Genomic DNA, 24603 nt, shown 5'->3' with positions numbered 1-24603 from the left:
CTTGATCGGCAAGCGTGCCGGTCAAGGTTATGTACAGCTTTCTGTCAGGTCCATAGCGTCGGGCCCATCGCGCCCATTGGCCCGTTAGCGCGGGACGTCCGCGTCGGTGGGCCGTGACGCGGCGAGGTAGCGCGTCTCGCCGGTCGCGCGGGCCTCGAGGGCGGCGGGGAGGCGGGCGGCGGAGGCGGCGGAGAGCAGGCCCACGCCCTCCTCGACCGTCACGAACGCGTGATCCACGAGCTCTTCCTCCTGCAACCGGATCGGCGCGTCCCCGTGGTACGTGCCGCAGTCGAACAGGAAGTACATGTTCGGGCGCGGGCGCTCGGCGTCGGCCGGCACCCAGTCGGAGACGAGCAGGCGTCCCGCGCGCACGCTCAGCCCGACCTCCTCCAGGACCTCGCGTTCACAGCCCCGGTGCGGGGCCTCGTCCGCCTCGACGACGCCACCGGGGAAGAGCCAGTACGGGCGGTAACTCGGCTTGACGAGCAGGATCCGCCCGGACGTGTCGGTGATCAGGCCGCCCGCCGCGAGGTAGACGGTGGGCAGGGAGGCGTACCAGTCCTCGGTCGACAGCCATTCGCGTTCGGTCACGATGCCGAGGCTAAGGGTTGCGGGCCGGTCGAGGGGCGGCCACGCCCATCGGGTCAGCGGCCTTCGAAGACGGGTTCCTCCTTCTTGAGGAAGGACTTGGTGGCGGCGACGTGGTCGGCGGTCGCGGCGCAGGCGTCCTGCAGCTCCGCCTCCTTGGCCAGCGCACCGGCCAGGTCGGCGGTGGCCGCGTGGTCGAGGGCGGCCTTCACCGCGCCGTACGCGTACGTGGGCCCGGCGGCGAGCCGCCGCGCGAGCTCCCGCGCCTCCGCGTCGAGCCGGTCGGCGGGCACCACGCGGTTCACGAGACCGAGTTCGAGGGCCTCCGGTGCGCGGAACGGCTCGGCGAGCAGCAGCAGTTCGGTGGCCTTCGCCCGGCCGACGAGGCGCTGCAGCGTCCACGACAGGCCGCTGTCGGGGACCAGCCCGATCCGCGTGAACGCCGTCGCGAACGACGCCTTCTCCGACGCGATCCGGAAGTCGCACGCCAGGGCGAACGAGAGACCCGCGCCCGCCGCGACGCCGTTCACCGCGGCGACCACCGGCTTGGGCATGGTGGCGAGTGCGAGCACGATGGGGTTGTAGTGATCCTGGATGGTGCCGCCCAAGCCGCGGCCCGCCTCGAGGTTGGCGGCGTGTTCGCGCAGGTCCTGCCCGGCGCAGAACGCGCGGCCGCTACCGGTCAGGAGCACCGCGCGTACGGCCGAGTCGTCGCGTGCCCGCTCCACCGCCGCGCGCAGCGCGCCCTTGGTCTCCGTGGTCAGCGAGTTCATCGCGTCCGGGCGGTTCAGGCCGATCGTCGCGACCCCGGCCGCCAGGTCGTACAGCACGCTCTCCGACACGTTCAGGCTCCTTTGCCCTGGTTCGGTCCGTCCGATGCTCCAGGCCAACGATCGGTGAAGCCGGAGGCCGGGGGCAAGAGCCGCGCCGTGGCCGGTGGGAGAAAATGGAGTGGGGGAGACGGGCCCGCAGGCCCGGAATCCCGAGCCGCCGCCCGCCTCCTGGACGGCCGGTTGCCAGGTCTCAGCATGATCTCGAAGCTGATCGTTACCACTTAGCGCCCGGAAAACGGGATAATGGACCACCACCAGTTGACTTGATGCGGCAGACGGGTCAGCGGCCAAAGAAGCCCGGCGGCCCCACGCGGCCCTAGGCAGGAAGGGGATGCACGCATGGCGGCGATGAAGCCGCGGACAGGCGATGGTCCGCTCGAAGTTACCAAGGAGGGGCGCGGAATCGTCATGCGTGTCCCGCTCGAAGGCGGCGGGCGGCTCGTTGTCGAACTGTCGGCGGATGAGGCAGGCGAGCTCGGGGACGCGCTGAAGGACGTCGTGGGCTGAGACGACGTCACCCGTTCATTGAGGTTCCGCGAAGGCCCCGGCGTTCCGCGCCGGGGTCTCGCTGTCCGTAGACCCTTTCCGGACCCGTACGGGACCGTCCCCGAAGGAGAGGTCTTGCCGGTTTCCACCGAGCTGCACATCGTCCACGGCAGGATCCGGGACATCGCCACGACCGCCGAGGTCGTCGCGGTGCCCGTGCAGGCCGGCCCCGAGATCGACCCCGCGTACGCCGACGAGGTGACCGGCGTGTTCCCGCTGGGCGCGGCCGACCTGCTCGCCCACGAGGAGGCCAAGGGCGGTCCGGGAGAGCTCGTCGGCGCCCCGTGCCGGCTGGGCGACGGCATCACCGACCTGCTGCTGTACGGCGTGGGCGACGGCTCCCCGGCGGCCCTGCGCCGGGCCGGCGCGGCCGTCGCGCGGCGCGGGCGGGGCGGTGCGAACCTCGCGGTCGCCGTGCCGTCCGGCGCCGATGACGCCGCGCTCGCGGCGTTCGCCGAGGGCCTGCTGCTGGCGTCGTACGACTTCCGCGTCGGCGGCCCGCCGAAGAGACCGGCCGCGGAGAAGATCACCCTGCTGACCGAGGTGGAGCGGGCGGTCGGCGACGCGGTCGAGCGCGGCACCGTCGTCGCCCGTGCCGTGGCGGCCGCCCGCGATCTGGCGAACACCCCGTCGCTGGAGAAGACCCCGCGGTGGCTGGCCGAGCAGGCCGAGCGCCTCGCCGCCGAGTCCGGGCTCGCCGTGCGCGTCCGCGACGAGCGGGAGCTGCGTGCCGCGGGCTTCGGCGGGATCGTCGCGGTCGGTGCCGGGTCGGCCCGCCCGCCGCGCCTGATCGAGCTGACGTACGAGCCGGAGACCGGTCCCGCCGACCGGCACGTCGTCCTCGTCGGCAAGGGGATCACGTTCGACTCCGGCGGCCTGTCGCTGAAGAAGAACGAGAGCATGAAGACCATGAAGACCGACATGGCGGGCGGCGCGGCGGTCATCGGCGCGATGACCGCGCTGCGGGCGCTCCGCGTGCCGGTTCGGGTCACCGGGCTGGTCGCGGCGGCCGAGAACCTCCCGTCCGGCTCCGCGATGCGCCCCGGCGACGTCATCCGGCACTACGGCGGCACCACGACGGAGGTGCTGAACACCGACGCGGAGGGCCGCCTGGTCCTGGCCGACGCCCTCGCCTACGCCGACGCCGAGCTCGACCCCGACGTACTGGTGGACATCGCCACGCTCACCGGGGCGGCCAAGGTGGCGCTGGGCCAGCGGCACGGCGCGCTGTACGCGACCGAGGACGCCCTCGCCGCCGAGCTGCTCGGCGCGGGCGCGGACAGCGGCGAGCCGCTGTGGCGGATGCCGTTGACCGACGACTACCGCGCGGCGATCGACTCCACCGTCGCCGACCTCGCGAACATGGGGCGCGGCGGCTTCCGCGCGGGCTCCATCGTCGCGGCGCTGTTCCTGCGGGAGTTCACCGGCCGGCGCGCCTGGGCGCACCTCGACGTCGCCGGGCCGGCCCGGGCCGGCTCCGACGACGCCGAGGTCACCCGCGGCGCGACCGGCTACGGCGTCCGTCTCCTGCTGCGCTGGCTCAGCGGGCGCAGCACCTGAGGCCGGCTCCGCGGCCGGAGCGTCCAGGGCGTGTCTGACAGATCCGCTGTCAGACACGCCCTAGGTCCGCGTGACGCGGAAGCCGGCGAACTCGAAGTCGCAGTTGTCACCGCGCAGCCCGACCGCGCCCGGGGACAGGATCGCCGCCCCCTCGCTGCCGTCGTCGGTCGCCGACAGCACCTCACGGCCGTCCTGGGCGGCCGTGATCGTCACCAGGCCGCCGCCGGACGTCCTGATCCGGACCCGGAACGCCTGCCAGCGGCCGTACGGGACGGCGTAGCGGGCCTGGCCCAGGGTGTAGTACGTGCCGCCGTTGGCGTCGCCGCCGGGCAGCTTCTTCTTGACCACCATGAGGCCGTCCCGGCGGTTCAGCGAGACGACGTAGAGCTTCTCCGGACTCTGCCAGCGCAGGAAGAGGTGCACCCCGTCGATCTCCGACGCGGCCGCGCGCCCGGTGGCCGTCAGCCCCAGGTTCCGCACCCGCAGGGACACCGTGACGTCCTCGAAGTCCCGGCGCCGCGTGGTCATCCGGAACACGCTCGACCCCGTGCCCCGGGACGATCCCGCGTCCGGGACCGACGCGTCCGGCACACCGGACCAGGCGACGCCCCGGTGGACGAACAGCGACCCGCTGCTGACGTCCCAGTCCCGGGAGACGTGGGTGCCCGGCGTCTGCGGGTTCCAGTGCGCGAACTCGTTGGTGACGAGCCGGTCCGGCCCCGTCAGCCGCGGCGCGAACGCCACCGGGTGTGGCCGGGACCACACCGCCCAGCCGCCCGTCCCGACCACCGCGACCGCGGTGAGCAGCAACGCGGTCCGGACGCCGGGCCGCCGCCGGGGGCGGCCCGGGGCCGCCGAGGCGGGCGGGACGGCGCCGGAACGCGGCTCGCCCGCCGTGTGGAGGACGTCGCGCGTACGCCCGTTGTGCCGATGCATCGACGCGTCCTTCCCGGTCAGTCGGTGGCGAGGGCGGTGCAGAACCCGCGGGCGCGCAGCCCGCGGATCACCGTGGGCAGCGCCTGCACCGTGGCGGCGGACTGGCGGACGCCGTCGTGCATGAGCACCACGGCGCCCGGAACCACCTGGTCGAGGACGGAGGCGGCGATGTCGCCCGGCTCGCGGCCGCGCCAGTCGGCGGTGTCGATCGACCAGCGGATCACCCGCATCCCGGTCAGCTTCGCCTCCCCGTCGACCGTGGTGTTGGTGTTGCCGAACGGCGGCCGGAACAGCGTCGGCGCCGGCGCCCCCGCCGCCGTGATCGCCCGTTGCGTCGCGGTCAGCTGCCAGTCGATCTGCGCCTGGTCGAGGTCGGCCATGTGCGGATGGCTCCAGCTGTGGTTCTCGACCAGATGGCCTCCCGCCACCTCCGCCCTGATCAGGGCGGGCCGCACGGCCGCCTTCTGGCCCATGACGAAGAAGGTCGCCCGGACCCCGTACGCGCGCAGGACCTTCAGCACCTGCGGCGTGTAGATGTCCGGGCCGTCGTCGAAGGTCAGCGCGACCCGGCCGCGCGTGCAGCGGTTGTCCGTCCGCGCGGCCTGCAGCATGGCGGTGGTCACGACCGTACGGGCCTTCTCGGTGTCGGCCTTGCCCGGTGGGGACAGCACGTCGATCGTGAGCCCGGCGGTGAGGGCCAGCAGTCCGACTCCCAGGCCGAGCTCCGCGAGGACTCTCCTGCTGCTCATGCGTCCTCCTTCGTCGGAGGAGTGGCCAGAGGCGCTGTGTTCGCCGATTCCCTCGCTTCGCTCGGTCATGGGTTGGCCGGGTCCGTGATGTCGTAGTCGTCGGTGTAGATGGTGCCGGTGCCCGCGAGGGAGATGCCCATGGACAGGCCGGTGGCGTCGGCGGGAGCGGCCGGGCTCGTAAAGGCCGGGGTCTTCGTCCAGGTGCTCGTCGCGGGCAGCGCGGGGCCGCTCGTCCAGTACACCCACGTGCCGGCGCTGGTCCGGTAGTACAGCGTCAGCTTGACCTGCACGTCCGCTCCCCAGCTGCCCTTGTACCAGGCCGACGCGTCGTAGACGTGGCCCGGCGTGGCGACCGGGGCGCAGGTGTTGGCGTCCTGTTTGGTGACGAGTTTGCGGTCCCCGCTGGTCAGCGCGGTGACGTCGAGCTGTTGGGAGTACGAGCCGGTGTGCGCGTCGGTGGACCGGGTCCAGGTGTAGGTGTTCGTCCCGTACCCGCCGTACTGGAAACAGGCCGGCAGCCCGCCTGAGGCCGACTCGAGCGAGGGGTTCTGGACGAGGTTGCCGTGGGTCGGCGGGTTCAGCGGCGGGCCGTTCACGGGCGGCTGCTGCGCGCCGCCGATCACCTGGTCGACCGTCTTGACCGTCGTGCCGAGCAGGGCACGGAGGGAGAGCCAGTCGAGGAAGTCCGACAGCGTGCTGGGGCTGACCGAGTAGGTGTCCGTGCAGCCGTCGCAGACGTGGTGGAAGACGAGTTGCACCCAGCCGCCGCCGTGCCGTTCGGCGTTGGTGACCAGGCTCTTGAGCGTGGCCAGGCTCGTGTCGGACTTGATCGAGTCGGGCGTCTGCATGTTGTACACGTCGGCCGGCGGGATGGTCTCGGCGTAGCCGCAGCCGTCGCAGGAGCCGGGCGACACGACGCCGCCGACCGCGCGGGCGCTGTTGTAGCCGCAGTCGCGCACGATCTGCTCGGTGGCGGCGTTCTCAGAACCGTACGGGTAGGCGAAGTTCTTGACCGCGAAGCCCCAGCCGAGCAGGGTCACCCGGTCGTTGCAGACCTCCCGCTTGGCGTCGTCGGAGGACAGGGTCGTCAGGTCGGCGTGGTCGACGGTGTGGCCGGCGATCTCGTCCCCGTCCGAGGCGAGGGCCGCGATGTCGGCCTGCGTCATGTAGTTGGTGAGGTTGGTCTGCCCGCTGTTGATGTAGAAGGTCCCGCGCATGTGGTGGGACTGCAGGATCGGGCGGGCGTTGGTGAACTGGTCCTTCACGCCGTCGTCGAAGCCGAGGGTGACGACGGTGTTCGTGAGGGCGTGCGCGGTACCGCTCACGCCGGGCACGGCGAGCGCCGCGCACAGCAGGGCGAACAGCGCCGCGAGGCGGGCGGCCGCCGGGGGAGGTCTGTGGGCCATCGGTCCTTCTCTCATCGGTTCTGCCGGGTGTCCGGGGTCAGGGTCGGGCGCTCGTACACGACGATCCGGCGGCCGCCGTCCGCGGCGATGCCGAACTTGATCCCGCCTTCGTGCAGGCGCCGGTCGAAGGTCGCCCGTAGCCGGCGGCCGTCGACGGTGACGTCCGCGGTGTCGCGGTGGACCCGGATCAGTACGGCCCGCCCGGTGCGGCTCGCGGGGAGGACCGCCTTGGCGAGCACGACCCGTGCCGCGTCGCCGATCTGCTGGCGGACGACGATCGAGCTCTCCCCGAGGACGACCTCGAGCCGGCCGCGGTGGCCCGCGCCCGCGCCGTCCCGTACGGCGATGACGGCGGCGGCGTGGCGGTTCACGCCGGTCACGCGGGCGCGCACCGTGTAGTCCACCCACTGGCTGGTGTTGACGCCGCCATCGAGCAGGCAGGTGCCGTAGCCGTCGCTGCGCACGGCCAGACCGCCGGACCGGTGGGCGCAGTCGGCCAGGTCGCCCATCCACCGCAGGGCCGCCAGGTCGTGCGGCGGCGCGACCGGCACCGCCCCGCGGACCATCTCCAGCAGGTCCGACACCGACGTCGTCGCGCGGACGCCGATGCGGTCCAGCGTCCAGCGGGGCGACTGGGCGCTGACCGCGTTGACGTGCTCGGTCGGGACGTTCTCGCCGATGAAGGCGACGCCGAACCCGGCGTCGCGCAGCAGGCCGGGCAGCTCCTTCGCCAGCGCCGGGGAGTCGCCCATGCTGCCGGTGTCGCCGAACGGGTACGAGAACGCGCTCGCGGGCCGCCCGAGGACGTGCCGGAAGAACGCCTGGCTGCGGGCCAGGTCGGCGCGCACCCGGGACCGCCACGCCGCCGGGGACTCCAGCCGTCCGTGGACGAGGATCCGGTTGCCGAGCGGCGGCGCGAGGTCGCCCGGCACCGGCACCTGCTCGTGCATCGCGTGCGAGTGCGAGCCGAACTCCCAGCGGCCCGTCGCGCGCAGCGCCCGCAGCTGCCGGGTCGACAGGTAGTACGACGGCGTCCCGGCGGCCACCACCTTCGACGTCGTGAGGAACGCGACCGCGGTGAAGTGGTAGCGCTCGAGCATCGGGTCGACCGTCGTCCAGTCGGTCAGCGTCCCGTCGTCGAACGTCAGCAGCAGCGCCTTCGGCGGCAGCCGTACGGGCTGGTGCGCGATCAGCCGTTCGACGTCGGCGAGCCGGACCGTGCGGTAGCCCGCGGCGGCCAGGGCGGCCAGGTGCTCGCCGAACAGCCGCCGGGTCAGCGTGCTGCCGGCGTGGTCGCCGTCGGACACCGCGTGGTAGGTCAGCACGACCACCGAGCCGGGGTAGCCGGGCAGGCCGGCGGCGGTCCGCGCGGTCGCCGTGTCGAGCCGCGCCGGCGCCGGGGCCTGCCGCGGCGGATCGAACGGACGGCTCATCGCGACCCACACGACGAGCACGAGGGCCAGGGCGGCGATGAACACCGTGCTGTTGACGGCCTCGCCCAGCCGCTTGAGGCGGGTCGGCTCAGCCATCCTGCGCCACCTGCGGGGAGGGGGTGATCCGGTATGCCGGGGGCCGCCGCCGGTCCACCGAGCGGGTGCCCCATTTCCCGTCGCGAATGCGGGCGATGGCCCACAACAACTGCGGCGAAAAGGTGATGTAGAAGAACGTTCCGATGAAGGCGTAGAGCCACAGGCCGTCTTTGCGCAGCATTCGGTAGACGAACGCGTACGCCATCGACACGAGGTACAGGCCGAGGAAATAGATCAGCGGCGAGTGCCCCTCCACGACGGCCCGGACGACGGTGAGGAAGATGACGATCGGGCTGAGCAGCCCGGCGCAGGTCTGCACGGCGACCGACGGCAGCGCACGGGTGCGGCTCCGCCAGATGTGCGACAGCAGGAGCGGCCCCTCCCGGCTCCAGGACTTCTTCCAGCGCAGCTGCTGCCGGAAGAACTTCCGGTAGGCGTCCGGGACGTCGGTCCACGCCTCGGCGCGGGAGTCGTACCGGGTGATCCAGCCGGTCTTGATCACCCGGTTGGTCAGCGCCCGGTCGTCGCCGTACGTGCACTGCACGCCGAGGAACCGCTGGTTCTCCCAGGCGTCCAGCAGCGGCTCGACCGCCGCGCGGCGGTAGGCGGCGAAGCAGCCGGAGCAGCAGGTGACCGCGCCCAGCACGGACTCGGCGCTCTTGAGGAGCTGGAACGAGACGTAGTACCGCGCCGCCTGCATGCGGGTGAGCGTGTTGGTCCCGGCGTTGCGCGCGTAGGTGAGGCCGGAGATCGCGCCGACCTTCGGGTCGGCGAAGCCCTGGACGAGCTTGCGGACGGCCTCGGGCGCCGGCATGGAGTCCGAGTCGACGAAGACGAGGATCTCCGCCGACGTCGCGCGGATGCCGGCCGCCATGGCCGCGCGCTTGCCCTGGTTGCTCCCGAGGTCGACGCACCGCACCGCTCCCGGGGGATGGGCGGCGGCCGCCCGCAGCATGTGCTCCCAGGTGTCGTCGTTGGACCCGTCGTTGACGACGACCAGCTCCAGCCGGTCGCGGGGATAGTCCAGCGCCATGCAGGAGTCGATGGTGCGGACCACCGCCTCGCCCTCGTTGAAGGAGGGGACGATGATCGCGACCGTGGGCGTGAGGCCCACGTCGCGCGGCGGCCGGTAGAAGGCCGCCAGCAGGAACCGGCTCAGCACGTAGCCGCTGACCGCGATCGTGTAGGTGGGGGTGAACGGGTCGCCGCGCAGGAACGCGACCTTGATCCCGACGTGCCAGGCGATGACCAGACAGATGACCGTGACGCCGGCGAACGCCCCGAAGGACGCGAGCCGCCCGGGCCGGGCTCGGTCCCCCGGGAGGGGTGGCGTGCTCACGAAGACTCTCCTCGTGCTCGATGGGCATGACGGGACGGGACGGCGCCGGGTACCGCTCGGCGCCGCCTCCGTCCTTCGACACGGCGGGGGCAGAGGGGAACGGGCTCAGAGGGGAACGCGGCGACCGGCGCCGGTGAGGCGGTACGTCGCGTCCAGGACGAGCTGGTCCTCGGGCAACCAGGACAGGTCCAGGGACCGGTGCGTCGTGTGCGCGATGACGAGGTCGGTCTCACCGGCCCGCGGCGGATCGACGCTGCCGAGCACGCCGCCCTCCGGCAGCCGGATCTCCGGGACGAGGGGATCGTGGTAGGCGACCTGGGCGCCGGCCGCCAGCAGCCCCTCGATGATCTCCAGGGCGGGGGACTCCCGGACGTCCTCGACGTCCGGCTTGTAGCTCACGCCCAGCACCAGGACGCGCGCGCCCGCCAGGCCGATCCCGGCCTCGGACAGCACCTCGCGGACACGGTCGACGACCCGCCGGGGACGCCCCGCGATCGCGGACATGGCCTGGGTGACGACGGGGGTCGGGAGCCGCGTCTTGCGCAGTTGCCAGAGCAGGTAGTGGGGGTCGCAGGGGATGCAGTGCCCGCCGGCCCCCGGCCCCGGGAAGAACGGCATGAACCCGTACGGCTTGGTCGCCGCAGCGTTGATGACCTCCATGACGTCCAGGCCGAGGGTCCGGCTGATCTCCGCGACCTCGTTGGCCAGCGCGATGTTGACGGCCCGGAACGTGTTCTCGAACAGCTTGGTCATCTCGGCGGCGCCGGCGGAGGACACCTCGTGCAGGTTGCCGGTGCAGTGGGCGAGGACCTTGACCGCCTCGGCCGTGCACTGCGGGGTGGCCCCGCCGACGACCCGGGGGACGACCTCATGGGCGTACCGGTCGTTGCCCGGGTCGATCCGCTCCGGGCTGAAGGCGACGAAGACGTCCCGGCCCACCTGGAGCCCGCGCCGCCGCAGCGGTCCGGCGAGCAGGTCCTCCGTGCAGCCGACGTAGCTGGTCGAGGTGAGGATGACGACCTGCCCGGGTACCGCGTGCAGGACCGCCGACGCGCAGGCCCGGTCCAGGGCGGACAGATCCGGCGTCAGGTGCGCGGTGACCGGGGTCGGCACGCAGATCACCACGGCACGGGCCCAGGACGCGTACGACGGGTCGGTGACCAGGGCGAAGGCCTCGTCGCCCAGCGCCGTCTCCAGTCGGGTGTGGTCGGAGGGGAGGAGGTCGACCCGGCGCGACCGGATCCTGGCGAGGCGCTCGGCACTCGCGTCGATGGCGAGCACGCGGGCGCCGGCGGCGTGGAACGCCAGCGCGGTCGGCAGCCCGACGTACCCGAGCCCGACGATGGCGACGTCGTACGCGCCGGAGGCCGGGGCGTGGGCGTCGAGGTCCGGTGCGGCGGTGGTCATGAGGCCTCCTTCGTCGGCCTCATGACCAAGGTGCTGTGCTCGTCGATTCCCTCGCGTCGCTCGGTCATGCGACGACCTCCGCGGGCTCCTCGGTGACCTTGATTAACGGCCTCGGGAGAACAGCCGCGAAATGCCACGTTCTTCTGATGTACATCTTGGGGCCTCACTTCGGGGGGATTGCCGAAAGGGCGGCAGAAAGCATGTTGTCGTGCTCTATCCCCGTACGAACCCCGCAAAGGGGTGAGCGGCCTACGTCGGGCGCGTGAGGTCCTAAGTCAGGGTTTATTCAGCGAACCCACGTTAATTAAGGAGAAAACGGGAAAACGACGTTGAAGTGTCAGCGCGACCCGGCGTCCACGATCCGCACGCCGCCGAGGCGGCGCACCTCCTCCAGGACCGCCTCCGGCGGCACCGTCGCGCGCGGCGGCAACGCCGTGGACCAGTGCGGTGTCGCCGTACCGGGCACGTCCTCCAGGTGCAGCGCCAGCAGTTCCACACCGGGCACGGCCCCTGCCTCTGCCGCGCGCTCCTCGGTGGGCAGGAAGGCGACGTATCGCACCGAACGCATCCGCCCGCGCGGGAGCGTCTCGTTCCACACCACCACCGAGGCCACGTCCGGCCAGGACAGCCTCCGGTCCCGGGCGCGCGACCACGGCCACGCCGCCGGCAGGCACACCCCGTGCTCGTCGACCTCCAGCACCGGCCGGCCGCTCACCGCCCGCCCGGCCGCCACGACGAGGCGGGCGCCGAACAGCGCGAGCCCCAGCACGCCGATGACGAGGGCCACCAGGCCGCCGACGGCCGGCACGCTCAGCGCCCCGCTCACCGCGAACGCCACGGCCACCCCGGTCAGCACGAGCGTCCCGGCGACCGAGGCGACGCCCTGCGGCGAAGTCCGCGCCCGTACGGCGATCACGACGCCACCGCGGCCAGGGCGCGCGTTCCGGTGACCGAGGTCATGCCCCGTGGTGTGGGCTCACCGGCTCTTGACGGCGGCGAGGAGCCCGTCCCCGACCGGCAGCAGCAGCGGGAAGAGGCGGTCGTCCTCGCGGACCATGCGGCCGAGGCTGCGGATCGCCACCGTGTCCGGGTCCCGGTTCGCCGGGTCGGCGACGCGGTCGTGCCACAGGGCGTTGTCGAACGCGACGACGCCGCCGGGCCGCAGCAGCCGCAGCGCCTCGCCGAGGTACTCGGGGTACTCCTGCTTCACCGCGTCACAGAAGACCATGTCGTACGCGCCGTCGGTGAGCCGGGGCAGCACGTCCAGGGCGCGGCCGGCGATCATGCGGGCCCGGGAGGTCGGGAAGCCGGCCGCGGCGTACGCCTCACGGGCCAGCCGCTGGTTCTCCGGCTCGACGTCCACGCTCGTGAGCACGCCGTCGGGACGCATCCCGCGCAGCAGCCAGATGCCGGACACGCCGCACCCCGACCCGATCTCCACGACCGTGCGCGCGCTGATCGCGGCGGCGAGGAAGCGCAGGACCGCGCCGCCCGCCGCGCCGATCGGGGTGGCCCCGACGTCGATGCCGCGCTGCCGGGCCTCGCGCAGCGGCTCGTCCTCCGGGAGGTATTGGTCCACGTAGGCCAGGGTGGCCTTCACCGCGTCGATGACTTCCTCCTTGGGATGCATGAGCCTGCAGGGCAAACACTAGTACGGAGGGGGAACTCCGCCGCGTACCGTCACGTTCTTCAGAGGGCGTGGCTACCGCTAGGCGGAGAGGAAGAATCGGGGCAGTATGTCGGTGGCAGAACTCGTACGTGAAAGGGGAGTGTCGGTGCACGACCCCGGCATCGCCTGGACTCCTCCGACGTGGGACGAGATCGTGCGGGAGCACTCCGCGCGCGTCTACCGACTGGCCTTCCGGCTCACCGGCAACCCCCACGACGCCGAGGACCTCACCCAGGAGGTCTTCGTCCGGGTCTTCCGTTCCCTCGCCAACTACCAGCCCGGCACGTTCGAGGGCTGGCTGCACCGGATCACCACCAACCTCTTCCTCGACCAGGCGCGCCGACGGCAGCGCATCCGGTTCGAGGGGCTCGCCGATGACGCGGCCGAGCGCCTGCACGGACCGGAGCCCACGCCCGCCCAGGCCTACGACGACAAGAAGCTCGACGCCGACGTCCAGGCGGCGCTCGACGCGCTGGCGCCGGACTACCGCGCCGCCGTCGTCCTGTGCGACATCGAGGGCCTGTCCTACGAGGAGATCGCCGCGACCCTCAGCGTGAAGATCGGCACCGTTCGCAGCCGCATCCACCGTGGCCGGGCGCAGTTGCGCGCCGCGCTGGAGCACCGCGGCCCCCGCCGCGCCCCGCAGGAGGCCCCATGAGTGGGCATCATTTGGGGGAGCGGCTCACCGCGCTGATCGACGGTGAGCTCGGACACCACGAGCGCGAGAAGGCGCATCGCCACCTCGCCGCCTGCGCGGAGTGCCGCGCCGAGGCCGAGGCGCTGCGCTCCCTCAAGAAGCGTCTGCGGGCGCTCAACGACACGATGCCCTCCGAGGCCCTCCTGCGCCGTCTGGAGGCCATGGGCGAGCCGGGGGATCCCCTTCCGCCGCCCGTTCCCCGGCTGCCCGGCCAGGCCCGCTCCCCGGCCGTCGCGCGCCCCGGTGACGTGCGTCCCGTCCGGACCCGGCCATCGGACAACCGGCCCGGTCGCGCGGCCGCCATGCGGCGCAGGCTGCCGCGCGGGCGCTATCTCGTCGCGGGCGCGGCGGCGCTCGCGGTCCTCGGCGTCGGCTCGGCGGCGTTCGCCGCGGGCGCCGACCCGGGCTCCCTGCCCCGCGTCACCCCGTCCGTCGAGCAGTTCGCCGTCGAGCACGCCCTGACCTCCGGAGACGTCCCGCTGACCGACCCGCGGCCCGAGGTCACGGCCGGCGATCAGCCGTGAGCGGCCGGACCTCGCACAACGCGTGGCTGGCGGGTGGCCTCGCCACCGCGCTGTTGCTGCTGTGGTTCGTGACCACCGGTGACACCGCCAGCGGCGCCCGGCTGCGCTCCGACCCGGAGGCCCTGCGGCTCCTGCGCGGCGCCGAGGGGGCCGCGCGCGACACCTCGTACGAGGGCGTGCAGTACATCACGTCCTGGAGCCGCAGCGGCATGTCGACCACGTCGCTGGTCAACGTCGCCCACGTGCCCGGCCAGGGCACCCGGATGCGGGTGCAGAGCACCACCGCCGAGCAGGGCGGGCAGATGTTCGAGGCGGACGGCCCCCAGCAGGCCCAGGGCGGTCTCACCGGGTACACGTCGAGGATGCTCGACCTGCTCGCCCGCAACTACGCCGTCGTCCAGGCCGGTGAGGGGCAGGTCTGCGGGCGGCCCACCACCATCATCGAGGCGCGTCGCGCCGACGGTACGGCCGCCGGCCGGTTCCACATCGACCGCGCCACCGGCCTCATGCTCCGCCGCGAGCTGCTCGACCAGCTGGGGCGCGCGGTGAACCTCACGTTCTTCACCGAGATGCGGCCGTCGGTGCCGAAGACGATGTTCGTGGCGGCCTCCACGCCACAGACGATCGAGGCGCCCTGGACGCACCAGCTCGTCGGCGCCGACCTGGGCGCGCTGCGGTACCGCGGCTGGCCGGTGGCGTCCGCCCTGCCGGGGCACCTCAGCCTGTACGACGCGCGGCAGCACGACACCGGTGGTCCCGTCGTGCACCTCAGCTACTCCGACGGGCTCTCGGTCGTCTCGGTGTTCGTGCAGCGCGGCGTGCTCGATCCGAGCAGCGTGCAGCACTGGCACAAGACCACCCGCGGCGGCCGGACCGTCTACCTCCGTGACACCGTCCAGCAGCGGGCCGTGTGGGCGAGCCGGGGTTACGTCTACACGATCGTGGCAGACGCGCCGCCGCCGGTCGTCGACCAGGCTGTGGCGGCGCTGCCGCACGGGGACACGGGGTTCTGGGGCCGCATCGGCCGGGGCCTCGATCGGCTGACATCCTGGGCCAACCCGTTTGACTGATCGGTGAAGATCGCGTTTTGTAGGGCGTTCGGGTGGATGTGGTCTCGGGTGGGGTAAAGCCGTGACCCGAATGGTTTGGTGGCCGGGGTCGCTTATGCTCGCCACATGCCATGCCCGGCAGTGTGGAGCGCTGAAGCAAAGTCCATGCGCGGTACGCAAGGAGCTTGTTGATGACGGATGACAGCCGCGCGCCCGGGGGAGCCACGCCGGATGACGGGCGTGTGCACGGGCCGAACGCCGGGGACGAGGACGCCGCCCCGAGCCTGACGGACCAGCTTCTGGTGTCCGGTCCGCCGAGGTACGAGGGCATGGCGCCGCCGGACCCGGGGGCGTCGTCGTACGGCGAGGAGGGGCGGCCGTACGGATCGGTCGGCGTTCCGAGTCAGGGCGGCCCGACGACCATGCCGGACCAGGACGGCCTGCCGGGCCTCGAGCAGGGCGGTCCGGGCTACGCGCCCCAGGGCGGTCAGCCGGGTCTCGACGACGGCCGTCCGGGCTACGTCGGCCAGAACGGCCGGCCGGGTCTCGAGCAGGGCGGTCCGGGCTACGCGCCCCAGGGCGGTCAGCCGGGCCTGGACGACGGCCGTCCGGGCTACGTCGGCCAGAACGGCTGGCCGGGCCTCGACGAGGGCCGGCCGGCGTACACCGGGCAGGGGGCGCCGGCGTACGGGCAGGGCGGCCGGCCGGGGGAGCAGCAGGGTCCGCCGCGGCCGATCTTCACGCCGCACAACCAGCCGCAGCCGTCCCCGGTCCCGTACGCCTGGGGCACACCGCCGGGCGGACCCGGCGGCACCGGCCCGAACTGGGCGCCCGTGCCGTCCGTCCGGCCGAGCGAGCGGTCCGGACCCGTCATGGGGGTGTTCGTCGCCGTCGCGGTGGCGGTCGCGCTCATCGCCGGCGCCCTGGGCGCGGGCATCGGCGTGGTCGCCACGCGTAACAGCGGTCCGCGGTCCGTCGACCTGGGTGGCGGGTCGACCACCGGCGCCAAGAACCGCGATCCGGGATCCGTCGCCGGGATCGCCAAGCGCGTCGTGCCGAGCGTCGTGATGATCAAGGTGGCGAACGCCACCGAGGGCGGCGCGGGCACCGGCTTCATCGTCAACGGCGGCTACATCGTCACCAACAACCACGTGGTCGCCCCCGCCGCCCAGGGCGGCACGATGCAGGTCGTCTTCAACGACGGCAAGACCACCTCGGCGAGCATCATCGGCCGCGACCCCAACTCCGACATCGCCGTGATCAAGCCCGGCTCGCTCGACGGCCGTCCGGCGCTCCTCCTCGGCGACTCCGACGGGATCGCCGTCGGTGACCCGGTCATCGCGATCGGCTCGCCGCTCGGCCTGGCCGGCACGGTCACGACCGGCATCGTCAGCGCGCTGAACCGTCCGGTCACCACGAGCGGTGAGAGCGGCGAGTCCGCCTACATCAGCGCCGTGCAGACCGACGCGGCCATCAACCCCGGGAACTCCGGCGGCCCGCTGGTCGACTCCCAGGGCCGGGTCATCGGGGTGAACTCCGCGATCGCCACGCTGGGCGGCCAGTCCCTCGGCGGCGACAAGCAGCAGAGCGGCAGCATCGGCCTCGGCTTCGCCATCCCGAGCAACCAGGTCAAGCGGGTCGCCGAGCAGTTGATCAAGGGCGGTAAGGTCACCCACCCGATCATCGGCGCCTGCATGGACATGTCCTACCAGGGCAGCGGCGCGCGGATCGCGACCAGCGGCTCGGCGACGCAGTGCAAGGGCGGCACGATCACGCCGGGCGGCCCGGCGGAGAAGGCCGGGCTGAAGGCCGGCGACGTCATCACGTCCTTCGGCGGCAAGCCGATCGGCGGCGCCGACGAACTGATCGTCGCCATCCGCAGCAAGTCGCCCGGCGACACGGTGCCGGTCGTCTACACCCGTGCCGGGCAGAGCAGGACCGTCCAGCTGACCCTGGCGGCCGGAAACTAGGGGAGCCCGCTGGGGGAGACCGCGCATCCCGGCCCGGTTAAGCTGGGATGAGCGGCTCCTCGCAGGAGCCGCGGCCACCACATGGAGGACGGGTGTTCGGCATAGGGTTCGGTGAGGGCGCGGTCCTCGTGGTGCTGGCCGTCATCATCTTCGGTCCGGACCAGCTCCCCAAGGTCGCGGCCCAGGCGGGGCGTGCCCTGCGGCAGTTGCGCACGATGGCCAACAGCGCGAAGCAGGACCTCCAGGACGGGCTGGGGCCGGAGTTCGCCGACTTCGACATCGCCGATCTGAATCCCCGCCGGTTCGTGACCAAGCACCTGCTGGAGGACCTCGACGAGCTCGACGTCCAGGAGCCGGTGCGCGACGAGCCGCTCCTGCCATACGGCGAGCGCCCGCCGTACGACCCGGAGGCCACCTGACCGTCAGCGGTTGATCCCGGGCGCGCGGAACACCCGGATCCAGTCGACCTCCATGGTCACCCGCTGCGGCGTGTCCGCCATCCGGTGGAACCCGTCCGCCGTCTCGTTGCGCAGGTTGAGGTGCATGTCCGCCTGTTTCGGGACGTACGGCCCCTCGTAGGTCCACACGGCCTTGCCGTCCACCCAGAACGTCAGCTTCTGCGGCAGCCAGTCCACGGCCACGGTGTGCCACCGCGTGAAGTCGACACGGGCGATCTTGGCGAGCTGCCGGTCGTCCGCGCCGTGGTGGATGAACAGCCCGCCGGTACGCCGGGTGCCGTCGATGATCTCGGCGAAGTCGATCTCCGCGAACTCCGGCGCGCCGAGCCGGGTCGGCCACAGGAAGGCGGTCGCGGAGTACCCGCTGCCGCGGTCGGCCCGGATGCGCGCCTCCCAGCGGCCGTACGTCTGGGCCAGACGCGAGACGACGCCCGCGGACTGGTCCTTACCGTCGTAGAGCCCGCCGACGAGCCGCAGGCGCCCGTTCGCCACGTGCACCCCGGCGGGCGATCCCGGATGGGACAGGGCGTTGGGCGCGTCGTAGACCTGCCACTTGCGCGGGTCCAGCCGGTCGCTGCCGAAGTCGTCGTACAGGACGGGGCGCCCCCATCGGCCGTACGCGCGGGCGGAAGGGGCGCCGGACGGCCGCGTGGTCCGCAGCTCGTCGGACACGCTGGGCGCCGGAGTCGGAGCGGCCGTACCGTCGTCGGCCGCCGGGCCGGACGGCGCCATCGTGGGCGGTGCGGCGATCGGCCCGCGCCCGCCGGACGAGCATCCGGCGGCCGCGATCGCTAAGGCCAGGACGGCCGTGCGGGCGAAACGTAGTGCCATGGGCACACGAAATCACGCCCGCACGGCCGGTGCCGCGAAGACGCGGACTAAGAATCGGTCATGCGCGGTTCGGGCTCAGTCCAAGCTGTCGCCCGCGCAGGCTCTTCGCCCGGCCCGAGAGCTTGTCGGCGATGGCCCGCAGCTCCTTGGCCGCCGGCGCGTCCGGGTCGTCCAGCACGATCGGCAGACCGGCGTCGCCGCCCTCGCGCAGGCGCACGTCGATCGGGACCTGACCGAGCAGCGGCACGGACGTGCCGAGGGTCCGGGTCAGCGCGTCCGCGACCGTCTGGCCGCCGCCGGAGCCGAACACGTCCACCGGCTCGCCGCAGTGCGGGCAGGGCAGGTAGGACATGTTCTCGATCACGCCCGCGACGGTCTGGTGCGTCTGCGCGGAGATCGCGCCCGCCCGCTCGGCGACCTCGGCGGCGGCCTGCTGCGGCGTGGTCACGACGAGGATCTCCGCCGAGGGCAGCAGCTGGGCCACCGAGATGGCGATGTCGCCGGTGCCGGGCGGCAGGTCCATCAGCAGGACGTCCAGGTCGCCCCAGTAGACGTCGGCGAGGAACTGCTGCAGCGCGCGGTGCAGCATCGGGCCGCGCCAGACCACCGGCGCGTTGCCCTCGGTGAACATCCCGATCGAGATCACCTTCACGCCGTGGGAGTTCGGCGGCATGATCATCTGCTCGACCTGGGTCGGCCGCCCGGTCACGCCCAGCATGCGGGGGACCGAGTGACCGTAGATGTCGGCGTCGACGACGCCCACCTTGCGGCCCTGCGCGGCCATGGCGGCCGCGAGGTTCACCGTCACGGAGGACTTGCCGACGCCGCCCTTGCCGCTCGCGACGGCGTACACGCGGGTCAGGGAGTTGGGCTTGGCGAAGGGGATCTCCTTCGGCGCCTGCCCGCCGCGTAGCTTCGTCTGAAGGTCGGCGCGTTGCTGCTCGCTCATCACGTCGAGGTCGACCCGTACGCCGGTGACGCCGGGGATCTTGGAGACGGCGGCGGTGACGTCGCGCGTGATCGTGTCACGGAGCGGGCAGCCGGCGACCGTGAGGTACACGCCGACCGTCACGGAGCCGTCGGCGGCCACGTCGACGCCCTTGATCATGTCGAGCTCGGTGATGGGACGGCGGATCTCCGGATCGTTCACCGTCGCGAGCGCCGCGGTCACCTGCTCGATCGTGGGGGAGGCCATGCACCCCATCGTATTGACAGGTCAATCCACGGGCGAACCCAGCTCGCCGGGACCGGACGATCGGTGATCGCGCCACTCGGGCGCGGGGCGGTGCCCGTCCAGTTCCTTGAGCAGGTGCGCCAGCTCGTCGCGGATCCAGTCACGGGTGGCGACCTCGTTCATCGCCATGCGCAGGGCGGCGATCTCCCGGGTGAGGTACTCGGTGTCGGAGACGCTCCGCTCGTTGCGGGCGCGGTCCTGCTCGTACTGGACGCGGTCGCGGTCGTCCTGCCGGTTCTGGGCCAGCAGGATCAGCGGCGCGGCGTACGACGCCTGCAGCGACAGGATCAGGGTCAGGAAGATGAAGGGGTAAGGGTCCCAGCGCAGGAACGTGGGGGCGAAGACGTTCCAGCCGAGCCAGATCGTGATGAACGCCGTCATGTAGACGAGGAACCGCGCCGTCCCGAGGAACCGCGCGATCCGCTCGGAGAACTGGCCGAACGCCTCCGGGTCGTAGTACAGCTGCGGCCGGATCGTACGGCGGTACTCCCGCGGCTGGTCGAGGCGCCCGAACCGGCGCTCGTCACGGCTCCTGCCGAGGGCGGTGCTCATGGTCGGCTCCCGTCACCGGATACGTCCGCGCCGCGCAGGGACTCTTCCTCTTCGTCGGCCTCCTCCGCCGGCGCGTCCATGACGCTCTCCCGCCAGTCGTCCGGCAGCAGGTGGTCGAGGACGTCGTCGACGGTGACCGTGCCCAGCAGGTGCCCGCCCTCGTCGACGATCGGCACGGACACGAGGTTGTACGTCGCAAGATAGCTCGCGACCGCCTCGAGCGAGCGCGACGGCCGCAGGGGGTCCAGCTCGGTGTCGCAGATCGCGCTGACCAGGGTCGGCGGGGGCTCGCGGAGCAATCGCTGGAAGTGGACGGTGCCCAGGTAGCGGCCGGTCGGCGTCGCGGTCGGCGGGCGGCAGACGTACACCTGGGCGGCCAGCGCCGGGTTCAGGTCCGCGTTGCGGATCAGCGCGAGGGCCTCCGCGACGGTCGCGTCCGGGGACACGATCACCGGTTCGGTGGTCATCATGCCGCCCGCGCTGTTGTCGGCGTAGGTCAGCAGCCGGCGTACCGGCGCGGCCTCCTCCGGCTGCATCAGCGCGAGCAGTTGCTCGCGCTGCTCCGCGGGCAGCTCGCCGAGCAGGTCGGCGGCGTCGTCCGGGCCCATCTCCTCGAGCACGTCGGCGGCGCGGTCGACGCCCAGCTCGCCGAGGATCTCCACCTGGTCGTCCTCGGGCAGCTCCTCCAGGACGTCGGCGAGCCGCCGGTCGTCGAGCGCGGCGGCGACCTCGGCGCGCCGCTTCGCCGACAGCTCGTGCACGAGGTTCGCCAGGTCGGGGGCGCGCATCTGCTCGAACGCGGCGATGAGGTTCGCGGCCCCCTGCTTCTCATCGACCATCGTCAGGCCACTGACCTTGTCCCAGTCGGTGACGAACGTCTCACCGCGCCGTCGGCGCAGGCCCAGCCGCGAGCCCCGGCCGGTCGGCTGATCGACGCGGCGAACGGCCACCTTCATGACCAGCCAGTCCCGGGTCCGGGTCTGTTCCATGCCCAGATCCAGGACGATCGCCTTCTCGCCGGTCTCCTCGAGCGCGACGGTCCGGTCGAGCAGCTCGCCGATCGCCAGGGTCTCGGACTCGCGTTTCTCGAACCGGCGCATGTTGATGCGGCCATCGAAGATCACCGCGCCGGCGTCGATGTTGGTCACCCGGGTGATCGGCAGGAAGACGAGACGGTGCGGCGGAACCTCGACCACGAGGCCGAGCACGCGCGGCGGCCGCGGCGGCGGGCGGAGCGCGACGACGACGTCGCGCGCCCGGCCGATCTGGTCCCCGGCGGGGTCGAACACCGCGATTCCCGCCAGGCGCGCGATGAACACGCGCGACGGCGTTCCGGTCATAGGTCGAAGGCTATCGATACGCGTCCTGTCTCCAGGTAAAGGGCGATCTATTCCCTGGGAGCCAGGAGATGACGCGGGCCCATCGCGCCGGTGGGCCGGGGGCGCGGTGCGCCACGGCCCTCCGGATCGAGATAAATCGGACACGCCCCGAGCCAGGCCTCCGGAGCCGCGAACGAGGGCGTGGGCCGTGCGGTGTCAGCGGTCGGGGCGGCGGCGCCGGCCGCCGACCATGAACGGCGGCTTGCCGACGGAGGTCGCGGGGCTGGGAACCGGGCGTACGGCGGCGTAGTCGGCGGGCATCTGCCCGGGCGCCTCGGTGACCTCGCCGGTCGGCGTGAGCCGCATGACGTACGCCTCCTGCGCCCAGCGCTCGGTCTGCGCCTCGCCGTCGGGGGCGTTCAGGCGCTCCTTGGCCAGCAGCGGGACCACCGCGTCCCAATCCTCCGAGCCCGGCTTCACCTCGCTCACCGCCGCCACCCAGGAGACGACGCGGCCGCCCTTGTCCTTGCTGCGGACGGTGACGGTGACGCGCTCGGCCTCCGGCAGGCCCGGCAGCGGCTGCTCGATGCCGCCGGTCACGACGTACGCTGCCCCCTCGTGCCAGAAGTGCCAGGCGGCGCGCGGCTGGGCGAGGTCGGGCAGCGTCAGCCAGATCAGCCCCGACCGCCGGGTGGCCTCTTCGACGAGCGCGGTGGTGGGATCGCTCATACGCCGCAGCATCTCACGGCGGCTACCATCCGCTGCATGCCGATGCGCGCCCGCCGGAGCACCCTCGCCGTACCCGCCAGCAATCCGCGGTTCATCGAGAAGGCGCGGGGACTGCCGGTCGATGAGTTCTTCCTCGATCTGGAGGACGCCGTCGCCCCGTCGGCCAAGGCGGACGCCCGGGCGAACGCCGTGGCCGCGCTGCGCGACGGCGGCTGGGGCGACCGGGTCCGCGTCGTCCGGATCAACGACGCGACGACCGGGTTCGCCTACCGGGACGTGATCGAGGTGGTGGAGGGGGCGGGGGCGGACCTGGACTGCCTGATGCTGCCGAAGGTCACCACGCCCGGCGACGTGGTCTGGCTGGACGTGCTGCTGACCCAGATCGAGCGGGCCACCGGCCTGCCCGTGGGGCGGATCGGGATCGAGGCGCAGATCGAGGACGCGCGAGGGCTCACCCGCATCGACGAGATCGCCGCCGCGTCGCCCCGCCTGGAGGCCCTCATCTTCGGTCCGGGCGACCTGATGGCCTCGATCAACATGAAGACGCTCGTCGTGGGCGAGCAGCCGCCCGGCTACACCGAGGGCGACGCCTACCACCACATCCTGATGCGCATCCTCATCGCCGCCCGCGCCCGGGACCTGCAGGCCATCGACGGGCCGTACTTCAACGTCCGCGACGCCGAGGCGTTCACGCGGGCCGCGCGGCGCAGCGCCGCGCTCGGCTTCGACGGCAAGTGGGTGCTGCACCCGGCTCAGGTCGACGCCTGCAACGAGGTGTTCTCCCCGGCCCAGGACGACTACGACCACGCCGAGCTGATCCTCGACGCGTACGATCACGCGACCCGGGTACAGGGCCGGGGCGCGGCGATGCTCGGCGACGAGATGATCGACGAGGCGTCCCGGAAGATGGCCCTGGTGATCGCCGCGAAGGGCCGCGCCGCGGGCCTGCGGCGAACGAAGCAGTTCACAGCACCTGAATAGTCTTTTTAGGGCATCCGGAAACCTTGACGTGACCCCGCCGAGGGCAGCAGCGTGGAAGAGCATGAAAGCTCCTCCGATCTGTCCGCGGTGCCGCGGGCCGGTGACCCCGCCGAACGCCTGGTCGAGCGCCTGGACCTGCGCGGTGCACGGCGAGGTCTGCCCGCTGCGCCCGCCCCGGCGACCCTGCGCGGAGGGGCTCCAGGTCGTCCGCGCCGAGGCGCGGGTCCCTGTCTGGGTCCCCTGGCCCCTGCCGCTCGGCTGGCTCGTCACCGGTTTCGCCGATGTCGGAGACGAGCGCAGCGGTGGCCGGGCCGTCGCGGTCGCGCTGTCCGGCCCGTCGCCGGTCGGCGGTCCCGCCGACCTCATCCTCGTCGCCGAGGAGCCCGGCATCGGCCTCGGCGCGTCGTACGCCGGGCTGCCCGGCCCCGATCCAGGGCACGGTTTCGGGACCTCGGCGCCCGACGCCAAGGTGCACATCGACGGGCACCCGCTGCCGTTGTGGGCCGTGCCCGGTGCCGACACGGCGGCGTTCGCCGGCGAGGCGCTCGGCAACTGGCTGTGGGCCGTGCTCTGGCCCGCCGAGGCCGGCGCGCTGATGCTGGAGGATCTTCGCCTGAGCGACCTGCGCGAGATCGACCTCGACCTGCCGTACGGCGCGGCGTCCCCCCGGCTGGGTGCATGATCGGACCGTGCGCATCGACCTGCACTCCCACAGCTCCGTCTCGGACGGCACCGAGCCGCCCGCCGACGTCGTCCGCCGCGCCCACGCCGCAGGCGCCGACGTCCTCGCGCTGACCGACCACGACACCGTCGCCGGTCACCCCGAGGCCGTACGCGCGCTCCCGCCCGGCATGACCCTCGTCCGCGGCATGGAGCTGTCCTGCCGCCTCGGCGGCCGCAGCCTCCACCTGCTGGCGTACCTGTTCGACCCGGACGAGCCCGCACTGGCCGCCGAACGCCGGCGCATCCGCGACGACCGCGCCCACCGGGCCCGCGGCATGGTCGAGCGCCTCGGCCGACTCGGCACGCCGGTCACCTGGGAGATGGTCCAGCGGATCACCGGTGACTCCGTCCCTGGGCGGCCCCACATCGCCCGCGCCCTGGTCGAGGCCGGAGTGGTGCCGAACGTGGAGGAGGCGTTCACCCGGGAGTGGATCGGCGCGGGCGGCCGCGCGTACGTCGACCGGTACGCCCTGGACGCCGTCACGGCCGTAGGGCTCGTCCGTGAGGCCGGCGGCGTCCCCGTGCTGGCGCACCCCCGCGCGTCCCGGCGCGGCTACGTGTTCACCGACGACGAGATCGCGCGGCTGGCCGGAGTCGGCCTCGCCGGCGTCGAGGCCGACCACCCGGACCACACGGAGGCCGACCGCGCCCACCTGCGCGGACTCGCGGCCGACCTGCGCCTGTTCACGACGGGCGCGAGCGACGACCACGGCACCCTCACCGCCCACCGCCTAGGCGCCGAGACCACGACTCCGGAGGCGTACGAGGCGCTGTTGTCCGAGGCCACCGGCGCGACCCCGGAACCCTGACGGCCACCCGGAACACGGCAGGGGCCCGCCCAGCGCCGGCCCCGACTCGTGAGCCTCGATCACTGGCGGATACTGCGCCTGGAACGCAGCGGACACCAGGGATCAGTTTCTGAACGGCGTAATGCTCGGTGAACCCACCCGAAGCAAGTCCTTAACCAGGACAAT

25 protein-coding genes are annotated in these 24603 nt (G+C 72.7%); 10 read left to right on the top strand and 15 right to left on the bottom strand.

The genetic code is table 11. The features are described from left to right. Positions 1-84: 84 nt before the first annotated feature. Both ABD978_RS15515 and ABD978_RS15510 read right to left on the bottom strand, forming a co-directional pair. Positions 85-591 carry an NUDIX domain-containing protein gene (locus ABD978_RS15515; protein WP_345354105.1) on the bottom strand — a complete coding sequence of 169 codons (507 nt, stop codon included), beginning with the start codon at positions 589-591 and terminating at the stop codon, positions 85-87. Between the two features lie 53 nt (positions 592-644). Next, positions 645-1430, bottom strand: a complete 786-nt coding sequence (locus ABD978_RS15510) for an enoyl-CoA hydratase-related protein (protein ID WP_425550718.1) — start codon at positions 1428-1430, stop codon at positions 645-647. A gap of 330 nt (positions 1431-1760) precedes the next feature. Between ABD978_RS15510 and ABD978_RS15505 the strand changes: the two genes are divergently transcribed. Both ABD978_RS15505 and ABD978_RS15500 read left to right on the top strand, forming a co-directional pair. Further along, positions 1761-1928 (top strand): DUF3117 domain-containing protein, encoded by a 168-nt coding sequence (locus ABD978_RS15505; RefSeq protein WP_345354103.1) that lies wholly within the window; start codon positions 1761-1763, stop codon positions 1926-1928. A gap of 114 nt (positions 1929-2042) precedes the next feature. Further along, positions 2043-3527: a leucyl aminopeptidase gene (locus ABD978_RS15500; RefSeq protein ID WP_345354101.1), complete on the top strand. Its 1485-nt coding sequence runs from the start codon at positions 2043-2045 to the stop codon at positions 3525-3527. A 60-nt stretch (positions 3528-3587) separates the two neighbouring features. On the opposite strand, the gene ABD978_RS15495 is transcribed toward ABD978_RS15500, so the two are convergent. The 8 genes from ABD978_RS15495 to ABD978_RS15460 all read right to left on the bottom strand — a co-directional run bounded on the left by ABD978_RS15495 (position 3588) and on the right by ABD978_RS15460 (position 12523). After that, a complete protein-coding gene (locus ABD978_RS15495; protein ID WP_345354099.1) occupies positions 3588-4463 on the bottom strand; it encodes a hypothetical protein in 876 nt (291 codons plus the stop codon). 17 nt (positions 4464-4480) lie between these two features. After that, positions 4481-5212: a polysaccharide deacetylase family protein gene (locus tag ABD978_RS15490; RefSeq protein ID WP_345354097.1), complete on the bottom strand. Its 732-nt coding sequence runs from the start codon at positions 5210-5212 to the stop codon at positions 4481-4483. 65 nt (positions 5213-5277) lie between these two features. Then, entirely contained in the window at positions 5278-6618 is a 1341-nt protein-coding gene (locus tag ABD978_RS15485; protein WP_345354095.1) for a polysaccharide deacetylase family protein, read from the bottom strand. A gap of 11 nt (positions 6619-6629) precedes the next feature. Then, positions 6630-8147, bottom strand: a complete 1518-nt coding sequence (locus tag ABD978_RS15480; RefSeq protein ID WP_345354093.1) for a polysaccharide deacetylase family protein — start codon at positions 8145-8147, stop codon at positions 6630-6632. After that, the gene (locus ABD978_RS15475) at positions 8140-9486 is read right to left on the bottom strand and encodes a glycosyltransferase family 2 protein (RefSeq protein WP_345354091.1); all 1347 of its coding nucleotides are present in this window, start codon (positions 9484-9486) and stop codon (positions 8140-8142) included. Before ABD978_RS15475 ends, ABD978_RS15480 begins: the two co-directional genes overlap by 8 nt. A gap of 105 nt (positions 9487-9591) precedes the next feature. Next, complete coding sequence (locus ABD978_RS15470) at positions 9592-10893, bottom strand: nucleotide sugar dehydrogenase (RefSeq protein WP_345354089.1); 1302 nt, start codon at positions 10891-10893, stop codon at positions 9592-9594. 337 nt (positions 10894-11230) lie between these two features. Next, the gene (locus ABD978_RS15465; RefSeq protein ID WP_345354087.1) at positions 11231-11809 is read right to left on the bottom strand and encodes a hypothetical protein; all 579 of its coding nucleotides are present in this window, start codon (positions 11807-11809) and stop codon (positions 11231-11233) included. Positions 11810-11869: 60 nt separating this feature from the next. Next, positions 11870-12523, bottom strand: coding sequence for an O-methyltransferase (locus ABD978_RS15460; protein WP_345354085.1), 654 nt, complete (start codon positions 12521-12523; stop codon positions 11870-11872). Between the two features lie 106 nt (positions 12524-12629). Between ABD978_RS15460 and sigE the strand changes: the two genes are divergently transcribed. The 5 genes from sigE (at position 12630) to ABD978_RS15435 (ending at position 17221) form a co-directional block, all read left to right on the top strand. Continuing rightward, positions 12630-13220, top strand: a complete 591-nt coding sequence (gene sigE, locus ABD978_RS15455) for an RNA polymerase sigma factor SigE (protein ID WP_345354083.1) — start codon at positions 12630-12632, stop codon at positions 13218-13220. Next, positions 13217-13783: a zf-HC2 domain-containing protein gene (locus tag ABD978_RS15450; RefSeq protein WP_345354081.1), complete on the top strand. Its 567-nt coding sequence runs from the start codon at positions 13217-13219 to the stop codon at positions 13781-13783. Before sigE ends, ABD978_RS15450 begins: the two co-directional genes overlap by 4 nt. Beyond that, the gene (locus ABD978_RS15445; protein ID WP_345354079.1) at positions 13780-14853 is read left to right on the top strand and encodes a sigma-E factor regulatory protein RseB domain-containing protein; all 1074 of its coding nucleotides are present in this window, start codon (positions 13780-13782) and stop codon (positions 14851-14853) included. The genes ABD978_RS15450 and ABD978_RS15445 overlap by 4 nt, the downstream gene beginning before the upstream one ends. A 170-nt stretch (positions 14854-15023) precedes the next feature. Then, the gene (locus ABD978_RS15440; RefSeq protein ID WP_345354077.1) at positions 15024-16802 is read left to right on the top strand and encodes a trypsin-like peptidase domain-containing protein; all 1779 of its coding nucleotides are present in this window, start codon (positions 15024-15026) and stop codon (positions 16800-16802) included. A gap of 92 nt (positions 16803-16894) precedes the next feature. Further along, positions 16895-17221 carry a sec-independent translocase gene (locus ABD978_RS15435; RefSeq protein ID WP_345354075.1) on the top strand — a complete coding sequence of 109 codons (327 nt, stop codon included), beginning with the start codon at positions 16895-16897 and terminating at the stop codon, positions 17219-17221. Positions 17222-17224: 3 nt separating this feature from the next. Here ABD978_RS15435 and ABD978_RS15430 read toward each other — a convergent pair whose 3' ends face one another. From ABD978_RS15430 to ABD978_RS15410, 5 genes are all read right to left on the bottom strand, one after another. Beyond that, positions 17225-18091, bottom strand: a complete 867-nt coding sequence (locus ABD978_RS15430) for a glycoside hydrolase family 16 protein (RefSeq protein ID WP_345354073.1) — start codon at positions 18089-18091, stop codon at positions 17225-17227. A 58-nt stretch (positions 18092-18149) separates the two neighbouring features. Beyond that, positions 18150-19295, bottom strand: coding sequence for an Mrp/NBP35 family ATP-binding protein (locus ABD978_RS15425; protein WP_345354071.1), 1146 nt, complete (start codon positions 19293-19295; stop codon positions 18150-18152). Between the two features lie 12 nt (positions 19296-19307). Continuing rightward, complete coding sequence (locus tag ABD978_RS15420) at positions 19308-19877, bottom strand: DUF1003 domain-containing protein (RefSeq protein ID WP_345354069.1); 570 nt, start codon at positions 19875-19877, stop codon at positions 19308-19310. Further along, the gene (locus ABD978_RS15415; protein ID WP_345354067.1) at positions 19874-21217 is read right to left on the bottom strand and encodes a magnesium transporter MgtE N-terminal domain-containing protein; all 1344 of its coding nucleotides are present in this window, start codon (positions 21215-21217) and stop codon (positions 19874-19876) included. Before ABD978_RS15415 ends, ABD978_RS15420 begins: the two co-directional genes overlap by 4 nt. Positions 21218-21412: 195 nt before the next feature. Beyond that, positions 21413-21925, bottom strand: coding sequence for a hypothetical protein (locus ABD978_RS15410; protein ID WP_345354065.1), 513 nt, complete (start codon positions 21923-21925; stop codon positions 21413-21415). 42 nt (positions 21926-21967) lie between these two features. On the opposite strand from ABD978_RS15410, the gene ABD978_RS15405 reads away from it, so the two are divergent. From ABD978_RS15405 to ABD978_RS15395, 3 genes are all read left to right on the top strand, one after another. Then, positions 21968-22906, top strand: a complete 939-nt coding sequence (locus ABD978_RS15405) for an HpcH/HpaI aldolase/citrate lyase family protein (protein ID WP_345355898.1) — start codon at positions 21968-21970, stop codon at positions 22904-22906. 61 nt (positions 22907-22967) lie between these two features. Then, positions 22968-23588, top strand: a complete 621-nt coding sequence (locus tag ABD978_RS15400; protein WP_345354063.1) for a DUF6758 family protein — start codon at positions 22968-22970, stop codon at positions 23586-23588. 7 nt (positions 23589-23595) lie between these two features. Beyond that, positions 23596-24438 carry a PHP domain-containing protein gene (locus ABD978_RS15395; RefSeq protein WP_345354061.1) on the top strand — a complete coding sequence of 281 codons (843 nt, stop codon included), beginning with the start codon at positions 23596-23598 and terminating at the stop codon, positions 24436-24438. Positions 24439-24603: the final 165 nt, after the last annotated feature.

The organism is Actinoallomurus liliacearum, assembly GCF_039542035.1.
In the GTDB taxonomy this organism is placed as follows: Bacteria; Actinomycetota; Actinomycetes; order Streptosporangiales; family Streptosporangiaceae; genus Actinoallomurus; species Actinoallomurus liliacearum.
The sequence above is the reverse complement of the archived record's forward strand: the minus strand, read 5'-3'. Positions and strand labels throughout refer to the sequence as shown.

Excerpts from the sequence above, each read along its gene's own strand:
- sigE (WP_345354083.1), top strand. The coding sequence starts at position 12,630 with ATGTCGGTGGCAGAACTCGTACGTGAAAGGGGAGTGTCGGTGCACGAC.
- ABD978_RS15505 (WP_345354103.1), top strand. The coding sequence starts at position 1,761 with ATGGCGGCGATGAAGCCGCGGACAGGCGATGGTCCGCTCGAAGTTACC.
- ABD978_RS15425 (WP_345354071.1), bottom strand. The coding sequence starts at position 19,295 with ATGGGGTGCATGGCCTCCCCCACGATCGAGCAGGTGACCGCGGCGCTC.
- ABD978_RS15450 (WP_345354081.1), top strand. The coding sequence starts at position 13,217 with ATGAGTGGGCATCATTTGGGGGAGCGGCTCACCGCGCTGATCGACGGT.
- ABD978_RS15490 (WP_345354097.1), bottom strand. The coding sequence starts at position 5,212 with ATGAGCAGCAGGAGAGTCCTCGCGGAGCTCGGCCTGGGAGTCGGACTG.
- ABD978_RS15405 (WP_345355898.1), top strand. The coding sequence starts at position 21,968 with ATGCGCGCCCGCCGGAGCACCCTCGCCGTACCCGCCAGCAATCCGCGG.
- ABD978_RS15410 (WP_345354065.1), bottom strand. The coding sequence starts at position 21,925 with ATGAGCGATCCCACCACCGCGCTCGTCGAAGAGGCCACCCGGCGGTCG.
- ABD978_RS15400 (WP_345354063.1), top strand. The coding sequence starts at position 22,968 with ATGAAAGCTCCTCCGATCTGTCCGCGGTGCCGCGGGCCGGTGACCCCG.
- ABD978_RS15460 (WP_345354085.1), bottom strand. The coding sequence starts at position 12,523 with ATGCATCCCAAGGAGGAAGTCATCGACGCGGTGAAGGCCACCCTGGCC.
- ABD978_RS15440 (WP_345354077.1), top strand. The coding sequence starts at position 15,024 with ATGACGGATGACAGCCGCGCGCCCGGGGGAGCCACGCCGGATGACGGG.
- ABD978_RS15470 (WP_345354089.1), bottom strand. The coding sequence starts at position 10,893 with ATGACCACCGCCGCACCGGACCTCGACGCCCACGCCCCGGCCTCCGGC.
- ABD978_RS15430 (WP_345354073.1), bottom strand. The coding sequence starts at position 18,091 with ATGGCACTACGTTTCGCCCGCACGGCCGTCCTGGCCTTAGCGATCGCG.
- ABD978_RS15485 (WP_345354095.1), bottom strand. The coding sequence starts at position 6,618 with ATGGCCCACAGACCTCCCCCGGCGGCCGCCCGCCTCGCGGCGCTGTTC.
- ABD978_RS15420 (WP_345354069.1), bottom strand. The coding sequence starts at position 19,877 with ATGAGCACCGCCCTCGGCAGGAGCCGTGACGAGCGCCGGTTCGGGCGC.
- ABD978_RS15480 (WP_345354093.1), bottom strand. The coding sequence starts at position 8,147 with ATGGCTGAGCCGACCCGCCTCAAGCGGCTGGGCGAGGCCGTCAACAGC.
- ABD978_RS15495 (WP_345354099.1), bottom strand. The coding sequence starts at position 4,463 with ATGCATCGGCACAACGGGCGTACGCGCGACGTCCTCCACACGGCGGGC.
- ABD978_RS15415 (WP_345354067.1), bottom strand. The coding sequence starts at position 21,217 with ATGACCGGAACGCCGTCGCGCGTGTTCATCGCGCGCCTGGCGGGAATC.